The organism is Neisseria sp. CCUG12390 (genome assembly GCF_047837985.1).
Taxonomy (GTDB): domain Bacteria; phylum Pseudomonadota; class Gammaproteobacteria; order Burkholderiales; family Neisseriaceae; genus Neisseria.
This window is the reverse complement of sequence record NZ_CP181244.1, coordinates 263,840-277,886: the sequence shown is the minus strand read 5'-3', so window position 1 is coordinate 277,886 and position 14,047 is coordinate 263,840. Positions and strand designations below refer to the sequence as shown.

At 52.0% G+C, this 14,047-nt stretch carries 9 protein-coding genes and 1 tRNA gene; 6 read left to right on the top strand and 4 right to left on the bottom strand.

Features of this window, described 5'->3' with window-relative positions:
* Nucleotides 1–55: 55 nt before the first annotated feature.
* Nucleotides 56–907, top strand: a complete 852-nt coding sequence (gene folD / locus ACM67E_RS01430) for a bifunctional methylenetetrahydrofolate dehydrogenase/methenyltetrahydrofolate cyclohydrolase FolD (protein ID WP_416191877.1) — start codon at nt 56–58, stop codon at nt 905–907.
* Nucleotides 908–988: 81 nt separating this feature from the next.
* Here the strand turns inward: folD and ACM67E_RS01425 are convergent, their stop codons facing one another.
* The 3 genes from ACM67E_RS01425 to pilC form a co-directional block, all read right to left on the bottom strand.
* On the bottom strand, nt 989–1,312 hold the full coding sequence (locus tag ACM67E_RS01425; protein WP_416191876.1) for a type II toxin-antitoxin system PemK/MazF family toxin: 324 nt from the start codon (nt 1,310–1,312) through the stop codon (nt 989–991).
* Entirely contained in the window at nt 1,300–1,542 is a 243-nt protein-coding gene (locus tag ACM67E_RS01420; protein WP_416191875.1) for a growth regulator, read from the bottom strand. The genes ACM67E_RS01425 and ACM67E_RS01420 overlap by 13 nt, the downstream gene beginning before the upstream one ends.
* Nucleotides 1,543–1,684: 142 nt before the next feature.
* The gene (pilC, locus tag ACM67E_RS01415) at nt 1,685–4,036 is read right to left on the bottom strand and encodes a PilC family type IV pilus tip adhesin (RefSeq protein ID WP_416191874.1); all 2,352 of its coding nucleotides are present in this window, start codon (nt 4,034–4,036) and stop codon (nt 1,685–1,687) included.
* Between the two features lie 1,649 nt (nt 4,037–5,685).
* Between pilC and carA the strand changes: the two genes are divergently transcribed.
* The 5 genes from carA (at nt 5,686) to ACM67E_RS01390 (ending at nt 12,697) form a co-directional block, all read left to right on the top strand.
* Nucleotides 5,686–6,816: a glutamine-hydrolyzing carbamoyl-phosphate synthase small subunit gene (gene carA / locus ACM67E_RS01410; protein ID WP_416191873.1), complete on the top strand. Its 1,131-nt coding sequence runs from the start codon at nt 5,686–5,688 to the stop codon at nt 6,814–6,816.
* A 165-nt stretch (nt 6,817–6,981) separates the two neighbouring features.
* Complete coding sequence (locus ACM67E_RS01405) at nt 6,982–8,016, top strand: PTS transporter subunit IIC (RefSeq protein ID WP_416191872.1); 1,035 nt, start codon at nt 6,982–6,984, stop codon at nt 8,014–8,016.
* A 213-nt stretch (nt 8,017–8,229) separates the two neighbouring features.
* The gene (locus ACM67E_RS01400; protein ID WP_416191871.1) at nt 8,230–9,258 is read left to right on the top strand and encodes an endonuclease NucS domain-containing protein; all 1,029 of its coding nucleotides are present in this window, start codon (nt 8,230–8,232) and stop codon (nt 9,256–9,258) included.
* 31 nt (nt 9,259–9,289) lie between these two features.
* Complete coding sequence (carB, locus tag ACM67E_RS01395; protein WP_416191870.1) at nt 9,290–12,499, top strand: carbamoyl-phosphate synthase large subunit; 3,210 nt, start codon at nt 9,290–9,292, stop codon at nt 12,497–12,499.
* 121 nt (nt 12,500–12,620) lie between these two features.
* A tRNA-Val gene (locus tag ACM67E_RS01390) sits at nt 12,621–12,697 on the top strand.
* 272 nt (nt 12,698–12,969) lie between these two features.
* Here ACM67E_RS01390 and tal read toward each other — a convergent pair.
* Nucleotides 12,970–14,025, bottom strand: coding sequence for a transaldolase (tal, locus tag ACM67E_RS01385; protein WP_416191869.1), 1,056 nt, complete (start codon nt 14,023–14,025; stop codon nt 12,970–12,972).
* Nucleotides 14,026–14,047: the final 22 nt, after the last annotated feature.

Genomic DNA, 14,047 nt, shown 5'->3' with positions numbered 1-14,047 from the left:
AAATGAGATAATCGCCGCTTGATTTTCCATTCATCCAGCCCCAAGAGAACAAATCATGTCTGCCCAACTTATCAACGGTAAAGAAGTTTCCCAACAACGCCTGGCCCTGGTTGCCCAAGCAGTCGAAAAACGCGCGGCTGCCGGTTTGCGCACGCCTTGTCTGGCCGTCGTTTTGGTCGGCGACGACCCCGCCAGCGCGGTTTATGTGCGCAACAAAAAAACCGCCTGCCAAAAATCGGGCATTGCCTCTCTGTCTTACGAACTGCCCGCCGAAACCACGCAGGACGAATTATTGAAACTGGTGGACGAACTCAATGCCAACCCGCAAGTCGACGGCATTTTGGTACAACTGCCCCTGCCGAAACACATCGACAGCCAAGCCGTTTTGGAACGCATTCTGCCGCACAAAGACGTAGACGGCTTCCATCCTTACAACGTCGGCCGGCTGGTCGTAAAAATGCCGCTGATGCGCCCCTGTACGCCCAAAGGCGTGATGACGCTTTTGGAAGCCTACGGCATTGACCCGAAAGGAAAAAAAGCCGTGATTGTCGGTGCGTCAAATATCGTCGGCAGACCGCAGGCTTTGGAATTGCTGCTGGCGCGGGCAACCGTTACCGTCTGCCACAGCGCAACGGAAAATCTCGCCGACGAAGTCGCGCAAGCCGATATTTTGGTGGTCGGCATCGGCATTCCGAACTTCGTCAAAGGCGAATGGGTAAAACCGGGCGCAGTCGTGATTGACGTAGGCATCAACCGTCTGGAAGACGGCAGCCTGTGCGGCGACGTCGAATTTGATGTTGCCAAAGAACGCGCCGCCATGATTACCCCCGTACCCGGCGGCGTCGGCCCGATGACGATTGCCACTTTGCTGGAAAACACCTTACACGCAGCCCAACTGCATGATTAAAATCTGAATTTGATTTGAAAGGCCGTCTGAAAACGAGCATGGCGAGTTTCGCTAAAAGTTTTTTCAGACGGCCTTTCATATTCAAGCAAACATTTCTCTCAACACAGCAAACAGCTTATCGGCGGTACCGCCGTCAAGATTACCCAAATGCCTGACCAAACACACTTTATCCACCGCACGCATTTGTTCAGGCAGCAACAAGCCTTCTTTTTCCTGAAAACGGACGGCCACTCGGAACGGCGCAGGTCGGCTGCCGCTTGTCAGCGGCACCACCAATACCGTTTTCAGATAATCATGGATTTCCGGGGGAGAAACCACCACGCAGGGGCGGGTTTTCTTGATTTCGCTGCCTACGGTCGGGTCAAGCGAGACCAAATAAATACCGCCCCGCTCTACCACGTCCATTCTGTATCCCCTTCATTTTCAACGTATTCCCATACTGCTTCATCATCACCCGAAGCCGCAAGCGCGGCCGCTGCTTCCGCCCAACCGCTTCGCACCGTAGGACGACGCAAGACAATCGCCCCCTGCTCCAACGATACTTCCAGACAATCAGCCGCACCGATTTGTCCGAGCAGCGTTTTCGGTAGAATCACACCTTGAGAGTTACCCATTTTACGAATCGTCAGCAACATTTTTCTCTCCTACCAAGATTAAAGTTATAACAATGTTATTACTTATTAAAAAATGCGTCAACACCATTTATTTTGATGGGCAATAAACCAAATAAAAGGCCGTCTGAAAATTTTTCAGACGGCCTTTATCGTCACAACCCAATCAGAAGAAAATCTCGCGCCATGACAAGCGGCGGATGCCGCAGATTCTGCCGTCGACGGTAAAGTCAGTTCCTTTATTCGTCAACAACACGCGGACTGCTTCCCGGCTGAAACATTTATTGTTCGGCACTTCAGTATCCGCAACTTTCAACGGCTGATCAGTACCCGAACCGCCGCTGTCGCCATCACGCGTTACAGGCGAATCGTTCAGCTTGGTTGGATCCATAAACGTGAAGCTGATAATGCCCGGCTGGCGCAAACCTGCGTAATAATCCTTGCTGACCGAATTGTCTTTAATAAACTGCACATAACCGCTGCGCTTGTTCGGCTGACCGCCTGTCTCGGCATTGACACCCAAAAGCATGGTAAAGCTTTCTACACCTGTCGTTGTTACTTCAGGGAGACATACATCTGCACCACCTTTGTTTTCGGTTTTGGTGTCAACCTTATAGCTGCGCGTCGTAATCACGGCAGTACGCAGAATCATGGTCGGTTTAACCACTACGCGTTCGCCACCTGCGGCCAAATTGATTTTCCAGCCTTTTTTACCTGCAACCATCTTATTGTCGCTTAAGGTATAGGCATCGGTTTCAATCGTTTTCTTTTTATCTTTATCATCAGGGTCTGTGACGGTCACTTTCTTGGAAGTCAAAGTCTGTTCCAATAATTCGCCTGAGTTAGCGGGTGTTACCACAGTTTTGGCAATTTCGGTAACAGCAGGCAAATCGTCAAAAATACCGTAAACCGCCTGTTGGTCGGTATTGTCTTTATCGTCGGCGTAAATATCGCTGCCCGTACCGAAAATCACCACATATTTATTGGCCGAACGGCGCGATACGGCAGGTGCGGCGGTAATCGGCTGCGTGGCTTTACCGGTAGAGTCGGTATAGCCGGTATAAATGCGCGTCACTTTCCAATCGGCAGGTTTTTCACCGCGCAAGTCGAAGCGGTACATATTGCCGCCGTAATCGCCTGCATAAGCCACATCAATCACGCCGTCAAAGTCGGCATCGACCAGAGTCGGGCTGGACAAGCCGCCCACGCCGCCTGAAACTTCGATTTTGCGAATCAGCGAACCCGCTGCCGCACCGCCTGCTTTGCCGCTGTCGGCTTCCTGACCCAGCATATCGTAAACATACAGCGCGGTTTCGTTGGTTTTACCCGCAACCGTGCCTTTTACGCGGTAGCCGCTGGCCAAAAATCCTGCATAGCGTACCTTTTCAGTCAGGCTGACCACACCATCCGCACCGCGCTCAACCGAAATCCGGCCGATTTGCGGCGTGCCGACGGTATAGCCCAATGTATTGCCCGCACCTTTTGCGGTTTCAAACAGCGGAACGCTGTCCTCCACGGAAGCAGCATCCAAGCCTACGTCGGAATTATCAGAACGATCCACGCCGCCGATATTCAGCGCATACGCACCGCGACCGCCCTGACCCATCGCACCGAACAGGAACGAACGTTGGCCGGTTTTGCTGGTATCGGAAGACTTGGCGGTACGGCGCACAACGATGCCGCCGTTGACCATATAGCGGTGCGGTATGGCTTTGCCGTAGTTTTCATGCGCCACATCTTTCAGGTATTTACCCATTGTTGTGGGATTGCCCGCATCGTCGTCGCGCTCCATGCCCGCAGGAATATAGCTGACTTTCAAATCATACGGATTCGTGCTGCTATCTTGACTTTGGAACAAATGCACCATGCCGTCATTGGCCGCCGTGATCAAAAATTCGTTACGGCCATTGACTTGGTCGCCGATGGTATGCAGAGAGCTGTCGAGAATATCACCCAAATTCCGCTTGTCATCCGGCGTGGTTTCGCGTACACGGTAAGGCTGGCTGTATCCATTGTTTGCAGCAGTAGTTTTTAACGTGTTGTCGTCTGCGCGACGTGCCGTCCATTCCAGCAATGCGTTTTTCCATTCAAGCTGATCCCTCGGTGTACCACCGCTGATACCGAAATCGGCATTGGTTTTGTCCCTGTTACCAATAATGCTAATCAGATAATTTTTCGTACCATCGTTCAAAATCGTTTGGCCGTTGTCGAACGAAGGCTCGCTGAATGCTGCCGTATTAACCGTACCATCGGCATTAATCTGATAAAATTTCAGACGGCTGCTCCAAGTACCGCTGTCCACTTCAACTACACCCGCCGATGTCGATTGGCCGGGATTGGTTAATGCAGGCGCGGTACTGCCCGCACCTTCGATAGCGATCGGGGCGTTGGCAGCATTGATATTGGAAAAAATTTTGCCAAATGCATTAACCAGACCTTCCGCAGTAGTCGCATCAAAATAATGCTCATGATAACCTGATCCCACCTCAAGCTTGCTTGCACCTTTCTCGAGATACACGCGCCCCTCTGGAGAAATACTCTTACCAAACCCTACCGTATAGGTTTCAACTAATTGTTTTTCGTAAATACTCCTACCGCTGGCATCCTTAGGGTCGGCAGAATCGCCATTCCAACTTTTCCCTGCACGATCCGAGCCGCTGGCTTTAAAATCCTTTGTTGCCAATGTATTACTAAACCAGCCCAGTCCATTATCACGATCAAACACCGTATCCCACATATCAGAACTTGAGTTCGTGCTTTTCCAACCTAACGTTCCTGCGTGACGCGTGCCAAAATAATCGTCTACAAAAATATCTGCAGCAGGGAATACCCGCCAAGTCTCACCAGGAACGTATTCATATTCATATTTATATTCATAGTTGCGGATCCGATCGTTCCACTTCCACTCTCCCTTCCCATTCCACTGACTCTTCCACTTCCCCATAAAACCATCGTTTGCATCGCCATCAGATAACAAGACTATATAGTTCTTTTGGCAACGGTATAAGGTATTGTCACGAACGATTTTAGATACCTCATGATAACGGCGCGTCGTCGGCGTTCCATTGTAATGACACAGCCTATCAACACGGTTTAGAATATCCGTATATTTTTCCGTGTAACCAGGGTAATTAGGTGCGTCATACGAGTTGTTACTACACGTCCTATCCGTAGGATTGTACGGCTGGTTATTGTTATGCAGGGTTTGAAATCCCCAATTAATCTTATCTTGATATTTGTTAAGCACCATTTTAAGTGCTTCCTTGGTAACATCCATACGCGACCGCTCCCCCGAGCGAGGTTCACGTTCTTCATCTAAAACCCATTTCATACTCCCCGAGTCGTCAATCAACAGCATCACGTTCGGCTTGACTTTTACTCCCGTACTTGTAGTTGCTTTATCCAAATACAGCGGCACTGCGGCAAACTGCTTATTGGCCACGGCATCCGCAGCACCTAGCAACGCCAATGCAGACAATACGCAGCGGCTGATGATGCGTTGCTTGCTCGAAATCGGTTTATCGTTTGTTTTCATAATGTGTCGGCCTTATGAACGATAGTTTGAACAATATCGTTTTTGTTAGAAAATGAGTTGATTTTAGCATATTTAGATTTCCACCTATGAGTGTTCCTGTTGATTTGGTTTGACTTATGACAAAAATGAAACAGTCATGCCGTTTTCAGGCAGGCAGGTACGGTTAGCTTTGCACCAAATACGCTTCTCGCTTCAAAGACCGTCTGAAAACCCGACACCGTAGGGTGGGCACTTGTTGCCCACGTAATCTTTGAATTTACGGCAGCCGATGGTTTTTAAAGTATTTTGGTGGGCATGAATGCCCACCCTACCGCTTTTTTTGGGTGAACATTAAAACCTGCCCCGTTGATTCTTTTCATTACTTTCATGGCATTTTTCGTCGGAAATAAAACCGCCGTTTATCCGCGTTTTCCGCCATCCGCCCTTTTTTAGGCTTGAATCCGACGGTGTTTTCGCTTAAAATGCATTGCTTCTACGGCATCTTTGCCATGCCTGAAAAAGCACGTAACGCAATCTTTCTGATTGCGCGGCGTGTTTTTTTTTAACCGTATTCTTGAAGGCCGTCTGAAAACGACGCCACTTTTCAGACGGCCTCTATCAAACATTTCAATTCAGTAAGACAGGAATCCACTATGACAACTCCGGCACTTTTGGTTCTCGCAGACGGCAGCGTTTTCCGCGGCACGTCAATCGGTTATCACGGCTCGACTTCGGGCGAAGTCGTGTTCAACACTTCCATGACCGGCTATCAGGAAATCCTGACCGACCCGTCTTACTGCAAGCAGATTGTTACCCTGACTTACCCGCATATCGGCAACACGGGGGCAAACGGCGAAGACACGGAAAGCCGCGCCGTTTACGCCGCCGGCCTGATTATCCGCGACCTGCCGCTGCTGCACAGCAATTTCCGTTCCGAAGAAAGCCTGCAGGATTATTTGGTGCGCCATCAAACGGTTGCCATCGCCGACATCGATACGCGCCGTCTGACGCGGATTCTGCGCGACAAGGGTGCGCAGGCGGGTGCGATTCTGACGGGGGCGGACGCGACGGAAGAGAAGGCGCGCGAACTGATTGCGGCGTTCGGCAGCATGGTGGGCAAGGATTTGGCCAAGGAAGTGAGCGCGGCGGAGGTGTACGAATGGAACGAAGGCGAATGGAAGCTGGGCAGCGGCTTCAATAAGCCGTCTGAAATGCCGTATCACGTCGTGGCCTACGATTTCGGCGTGAAAACCAATATCCTGCGTATGCTGGCCGAACGCGGCTGCCGCCTGACGGTCGTGCCTGCGCAAACGCCTGCGGCGGATGTGTTGGCGATGAATCCGGACGGCGTATTTTTGTCCAACGGCCCGGGCGATCCGGAGCCTTGCGATTATGCGGTGAACGCGATTCGGGAGATTCTGGCGACGAAAAAACCGGTGTTCGGTATTTGTTTGGGGCACCAATTGCTGGGCTTGGCGGTGGGCGGCAAAACGCGCAAAATGCCTTTCGGACACCACGGTGCGAACCACCCCGTGCAGGATTTGGACAGCGGCAAGGTAATGATTACCAGCCAAAACCACGGTTTTGAGGTGGACGCGGATACGCTGCCTGCGAATGTGAAAGTGACCCACCGCTCATTGTTTGACGGTTCGCTGCAAGGCATCGAATTGACCGACCAAGCGGCGTTCAGCTTCCAAGGCCACCCCGAAGCCAGCCCGGGGCCGCACGATGTGGCTTATCTGTTTGATAAGTTTATCGACAGTTTGAAAGCGGCGAAGCGGTAAGGAATGTTTTCAGACGGCCTCAAGGTTGTAAAAATAGGTTGGTAAACATACAGGCCGTCTGAAAACCGAAAACACCGCAGGGCGGGCATTCATCCCCACGCAACTTGGGGCAATCCTAAAAACAAAACCTGCCGCCCTGCCCAAAACTGTTTTTCAGACGGCCTCATGTTCATCAAGAGGAAAAAAGTGGACATCAAAGCCTTGCTTGCACGCAAAGACATCGAATTCAGCCTGCGCCGCTACGGTATCGACGCGCTGAACTTTATGGCACTCGGCCTGTTCGGCTCTCTCATCATCGGCCTAATTTTAAAAACCATCGGCGGCTGGGCAAACCTGCCTTGGCTCGTCGAAATCGGCGGACAGGCGCAGGCCGCGATGGGCGCGGCCATCGGCGTGGGCGTGGCTTACGCGCTGAAAGCACCGCCGCTGGTTTTGTTGTCCGCCACCGCCGTCGGCTTGGCCGGCGCGGCACTCGGCGGACCGGTCGGCTGCTTTATCGCCGTAGCCGTCGGCGCGGAAACCGGCAAACTCATCAGCAAAACCACGCCGGTGGACATCATCGCCACACCCGCCGCAACGCTGATCGCAGGCATGGCCGCCGCCCGATTTGCCGGCCCCGTCATCGCCGCCGCCATGACCCAAACGGGCGAACTGATTATGTGGGCGGTCGAATTGCAGCCCGTGTTGATGAGCATCATCGTCGCCGTGCTGATGGGCATGATTTTGACCCTGCCGGTTTCCAGCGCAGCCGTCGCCATCGCCCTGTCGCTCAGCGGCCTGGCGGCAGGCGCGGCCACCGTCGGCTGCTGCGCGCAAATGGTCGGCTTCGCCGTGATGGGTTTCAAAGAAAACCGCTGGTCGGGCTTGCTCAGCCAAGGCTTGGGAACCAGTATGCTGCAAATGCCCAACATCGTGAAAAACCCGCTGATTTGGATACCGCCCACGCTCTCCGGCGCAATCCTCGCCCCGATTGCCACCGTCGGCTTCCAAATGGCCAATATCCCCAGCGGCGCAGGCATGGGCACCAGCGGCTTAGTCGGGCAGGTCGGCACCATCAACGCCATGGGTAATGCCCCCGCCGTTTGGCTCGCTATCGGCCTGCTGCATTTTCTGCTGCCTGCGGTACTGACGCTTATTATTGCCGCGGTTATGCGCAAAAAAGGTTGGATTAAAGACGGGGATTTGAAGCTGGATGTTTGAGGTTCAGACGGCCTTTGAAATTTCGGAAATGCCGTAGGCTGGGTTGTCAAATCCAACGGAACCGTTGAATTTAAGAAAGTGTTGGGTCATGACCCAACCTACGCTTGCTACGAATTTGGTGTGGTGTTTAGGGCTAATCTAATACAGCCCCAAAACCAAAGTATCATAGTAACAAACCCAGCTATGCTTGCTTGTTTTAAATAAGGATAGAAAATGTATCAAGTAGATATTGAAAATCGCAGCATGAACAAACTAAAAGCCCCAACATTTTCGGAATTAAATTTACGAGAACGATACGATATTCAGGAATGGATTGATGGCAATCCCGATATTTTGGGCGAAAATCTACTAATTATTGGAAAAGAAGTCATATTGAGCAGCAATATTCGCTTGGATTTATTAGCAATAGATAGAAAAGGCAGTTTAGTAATTATTGAATTAAAAAGAGACTTTTCAGGCAGTAATGTAGATTGGCAAGCAATAAAATATGCTTCATATTGTTCAGCCTTTAAAGATGAAGAAATTTTGGCTACCTATCAAGCATATCTTGATAAAAAACATATTGCCCAAAATGCCAAAGAAGAAATTGAGAACTTTATCAATGATGAAATAGAAGTATTAAATCAAGAACAACGAATTATTCTAGTATCAAGAGAATTTCATTCAGATGTTGCATCTGCTGTTTTATGGCTCAATGAAAAAGGTTTGGATATTACCTGTATCAAAATTGACCCATTTATCACAAATAACAATCAATTAATTGTTTATCCAACCAAGATTATTCCATTACCCGAAGCAGAAGAATACATTAAACGCAAAGCAATTCAGAAAAAAGAAAATGCAGTACAACAATATAGTTCAGATTTAATTTCTTTTGATGTTCCTGAGTACAACAATGATGAGCTAGAAGAAAAATTATCAAATTTTCTTTTGCAACAAGGAAATCTAACAAAGCGATTTATTGTGTTTTTAGAAATTTTACTATCTGAAAACAGGGAATTTAACCGAGAAGAAATCAAAGAGAAGTTTTTTAAAGAATATGAAATTGGTGATAGTGTTCAGCACGCTGGAAGATTATTAAGCAATGTTAGCCAAGCTATCACTAGGAAATCAAATGATTTTTTACGCCAGTTTATTAAATTTGGACGAGATAGTGATACTTCTGGCGCATACAAACATAGTTATTATATAGATGCTAAATATCGCAATTTAATTCATAAAATTATTAACGAAGACGAATAACCCACGTTTTAAATATTTATAAGGTGTAACCATGCCCAAACGTACCGACCTAAAATCCATCCTTATCATCGGCGCCGGCCCCATCGTTATCGGTCAGGCCTGCGAATTTGACTATTCCGGCGCGCAGGCGTGCAAGGCCTTGCGCGAGGAGGGCTATAAAGTCATTCTCGTCAATTCCAACCCCGCCACGATTATGACCGACCCCGATATGGCCGACGTAACCTACATCGAGCCGATTATGTGGCAGACGGTGGAGAAGATTATTGCGAAGGAACGCCCCGACGCGGTGCTGCCGACGATGGGCGGCCAGACGGCGTTGAACTGTGCGTTGGATTTGGCGCGCAACGGCGTGCTGGCGAAATACAACGTCGAGCTTATCGGCGCGACGGAAGACGCGATTGACAAGGCGGAAGACCGCGGCCGCTTTAAGGAGGCGATGGAGAAAATCGGCCTTTCCACGCCGAAATCTTTTGTGTGCCACACCATGAACGAAGCCCTGCGCGCGCAGGAAGAGGTGGGCTTTCCGACCTTAATCCGTCCGTCATTCACGATGGGCGGTTCGGGCGGCGGCATTGCCTACAATAAAGACGAGTTTCTGGCGATTTGCGAACGCGGTTTCGATGCGTCGCCCACGCATGAATTGCTGATTGAGCAGTCCGTGCTCGGCTGGAAAGAGTACGAAATGGAAGTGGTTCGCGACAAAAACGACAACTGCATCATCATCTGCTCCATCGAAAACTTCGACCCGATGGGCGTGCACACGGGCGACAGCATCACGGTTGCGCCTGCGCAAACGCTCACCGACAAGGAATACCAAATCATGCGCAACGCGAGTTTGGCGGTGTTGCGCGAAATCGGTGTGGACACGGGTGGCTCGAACGTACAGTTTGCGGTAAATCCTGCCAACGGCGAGATGATTGTGATTGAGATGAATCCGCGCGTATCGCGTTCGTCTGCGTTGGCTTCCAAGGCTACGGGCTTCCCGATTGCGAAAGTGGCGGCCAAGCTGGCGGTGGGCTTTACGCTCGACGAGTTGCGCAACGACATCACCGGCGGCCGCACGCCCGCGTCTTTCGAGCCTTCGATTGACTATGTGGTAACGAAAATCCCGCGTTTCGCGTTTGAAAAATTCCCCGCCGCCGACGACCGCCTGACCACTCAGATGAAATCGGTGGGCGAAGTGATGGCAATGGGACGCACCATTCAGGAATCCATGCAGAAAGCCCTGCGCGGACTGGAAACCGGCTTGTGCGGCTTCAATCCGAAAACCGAAGACAAGGCCGAAATCCGCCGCGAACTGGCCAACCCCGGCCCCGACCGCATTCTGTATGTGGCCGACGCGTTCCGCGCGGGCTTCTCCATCGCCGAAATCCATGAAATCTGTGCGATTGACCCGTGGTTCTTGGCGCAAATCGAAGACTTGGTGAAAGAAGAGCAAACCGTCGCTTCAGGCAGCCTGAAAGACTTGGATTTCAACACCTTACGCCGCCTGAAGCGCAAAGGTTTTTCAGACAGGCGTTTGGCGCAGTTACTAGGCCTGTCTGAAAAACAAGTGCGCGAACACCGCTACGGCCTGAAGCTGCACCCCGTGTACAAACGCGTGGACACCTGCGCCGCCGAATTCCAGTCCGACACCGCCTACCTCTACTCCACCTACGAAGAAGAGTGCGAAGCGAGGCCGTCTGAAAACAAAAAAGTGATGATTTTGGGCGGCGGTCCGAACCGTATCGGTCAAGGCATCGAGTTCGACTACTGCTGCGTGCACGCCGCGCTGGCGCTGCGCGAAAGCGGTTTCGAAACCATCATGGTCAACTGCAACCCCGAAACCGTGTCCACCGACTTCGACACCAGCGACCGCCTCTACTTCGAGCCGCTCACGCTGGAAGACGTGCTGGAAATCGTGAAAAAAGAAAACCCGTGGGGTGTCATCGTGCATTACGGCGGCCAAACCCCGCTGAAACTCGCTAACGCGCTGGTTGAAAACGGCGTGAACATCATCGGCACGTCCGCCGACAGCATCGACGCTGCCGAAGACCGCGAGCGTTTCCAAAAAGTGCTGAACGACCTCGGCTTGCGCCAACCGCCGAACCGCACCGCGCGCAACGAAGAAGAAGCCCTTGTTTTGGCGGAAGAAATCGGCTATCCGCTGGTGGTGCGCCCGTCTTATGTACTCGGCGGCCGCGCCATGCAGGTGGTGCATTCGCAAGAGCAGCTCAAAACCTATATGCGCGAAGCCGTGCAGGTGTCCGAAGACAGCCCCGTGCTGCTCGATTTCTTCCTGAACAACGCGATTGAAGTGGACGTGGACTGCGTTTCAGACGGCACCGACGTCGTTATCGGCGGCATCATGCAGCACGTCGAACAGGCCGGCATCCACTCGGGCGACTCCGGCTGCTCGCTGCCGCCGTATTCGTTAAGCGTTGAAATACAAGACGAAATCCGCCGCCAAACCAAAGCGATGGCCTATGCGCTGAACGTGGTCGGCCTGATGAACGTACAGTTCGCCGTGCAGGACGGCGTGGTGTTCGTGCTGGAAGTGAACCCGCGCGCTTCGCGTACCGTACCCTTCGTCTCCAAAGCCACCAGCGTGCCGCTCGCCAAAGTCGGCGCACGCGCGATGGCCGGCATTTCGCTGAAAGAACAAGGCGTTGAAAAAGAAGTCATCCCCGACTTCTACGCCGTCAAAGAAGCCGTGTTCCCCTTCATCAAATTCCCCGGCGTGGACACGATTTTAGGCCCCGAAATGCGATCGACAGGCGAAGTGATGGGCGTGGGCGCGAGCTTCGGCGAAGCCTACTACAAAGCGCAACTGGGCGCGGGCGAACGTCTGCCTGCTACCGGCAAAGTCTTCTTGGCCGTACGCGACGAAGACAAGCCGCTGCTGCTCAAAACCGCGAAAAACTTCCTCGCCTTGGGCTACGAAATCGTCGCCACACGCGGCACCGCGGCCTACCTGAAAGAGCAGGGCATCGAAGTCGAAGTGATGAACAAAGTGCTCGAAGGCCGTCCGCACATCGTTGACGCGATTAAAAACGGCGAAATCGCACTGGTGGTGAACACCGTGGCCAGCGACCCGCAATCGGTTGCTGACAGCCACAGCATCCGCCGCACCTCGCTGACCCAGCGCGTGCCGCAATACACCACCATCGCCGGCGGCGAAGCCATGAGCGAAGGCGCGAAAAGCCGCGACCATCTGGGCGTGTACAGCGTGCAGGAACTGCATGGCCGTCTGAAAAAATAAGGCAGTTGTGTGAATAGAAAGGCCGTCTGAAAACAAGGTATCCTGTTTTCAGACGGCCTTTTACGCTGCAACTCTTTCTTGCAAAACCGCCGAAATACGCCTATAATCCGCTTTTCATCACAGGCACGTAGCTCAGTTGGTTAGAGCACCACCTTGACATGGTGGGGGTCGTTGGTTCGAATCCGATCGTGCCTACCAAATCCAAACAGCGGTTTCTGAAGTTTCAGAAACCGCTGTTTATTTATCCAATCAAAAGGCCGTCTGAATTTTTCAGACGGCCTGAAATTTCGGGCAAATTCAGATACCGTGAAATTTCGGATTCCCTGTTCAAACAAATGAACCCAATCCGCTCCCGACGGAATACAGACACAGCTTCTAAATTTACACCTTGCCGACGCTTACACAAAACACAAGGCCGTCTGAAAACGAAACCGCAATGTTTTCAGACGGCCTTTTATTAAAACCGACGCTTAAGCCAACGGAGCGAGCAGTTTTTCAAAGGCTTCTTCAAACTGTTTCAAGCCGTCTTCCTGCAAACGCGTTGCCAGTGCTTCCAAATCCACGCCGAGTTTTTCCACTTCGGTCAGTACCGCCAATGCTTGGTCGGTGTTTTCGGTCAGGGTGGCTTTGGCCGTACCGTGGTCGATAAAGGCTTTCAAAGTGGCATCCGGCACGGTGTTGACGGTGTTCGCGCCGATTAAGCTGTCGACGTACAGCGTGTCGGGATAAGCGGGATTTTTCACGCCGGTGGATGCCCACAATAATTGCACGCAGTTGGCTCCTTGGGCTTCGAGTCCGGCAAATTCGGCGTTACCGAAAAACTGTTCCCAATCCTGATAGGCGGCCTTGGCCAATGCGACGGCGGTTTTGCCTTGCAGGTGTTCGGGCAGGGTCGTGTCCAATGCGGCATCGACGCGCGAGATGAAAAAGCTGGCGACGACTTGGATTTTGTCGACGGGCAAACCTGCGGCGGCACGTTTGGCGATACCGCGCTGGTAGGCAGCATAGGCTTTCAGGGTTTGCGCGCGAGAAAACAGCAAGGTCAGGTTAATCGACAGGCCGTCTGAAACCAATTGCTCCAAGGCTTCCAAGCCTGCGTCGGTGGCCGGCACTTTAATCATCGCGTTTTTGCGGCCGATGGCGGCGTGCAGGCGTTTCGCTTCGGCGACGGTGCCGGCGGCATCTTTGGCCAATTCCGGTGACACTTCCAAACTGACGAAACCGGTTTTGCTGCCGGTGGATTCGTATTCTGCCGACAATACATCGCAGGCAACCTGAACGTCGGCAACGGCCATCGTTTCATAGCGTTGCTTCGGACTCAAATCCTGCTTTTTCAACTCGGCCACTTCATCGGCGTAAAGCGCATCACCTGCGAAGGCTTTTTGGAAAATCGCGGGGTTGGAGGTGACGCCGCACACGCCCTGCTTGGCCATCTCGGCCAATTCGCCGCTTTGCACCAGCGAGCGCGATAAATTGTCGAGCCAGATTTGTTGGCCTAATGCTTTAACGTCCGATAAAATAGTCATCTTTGAATCCTTGTTGCGTAAA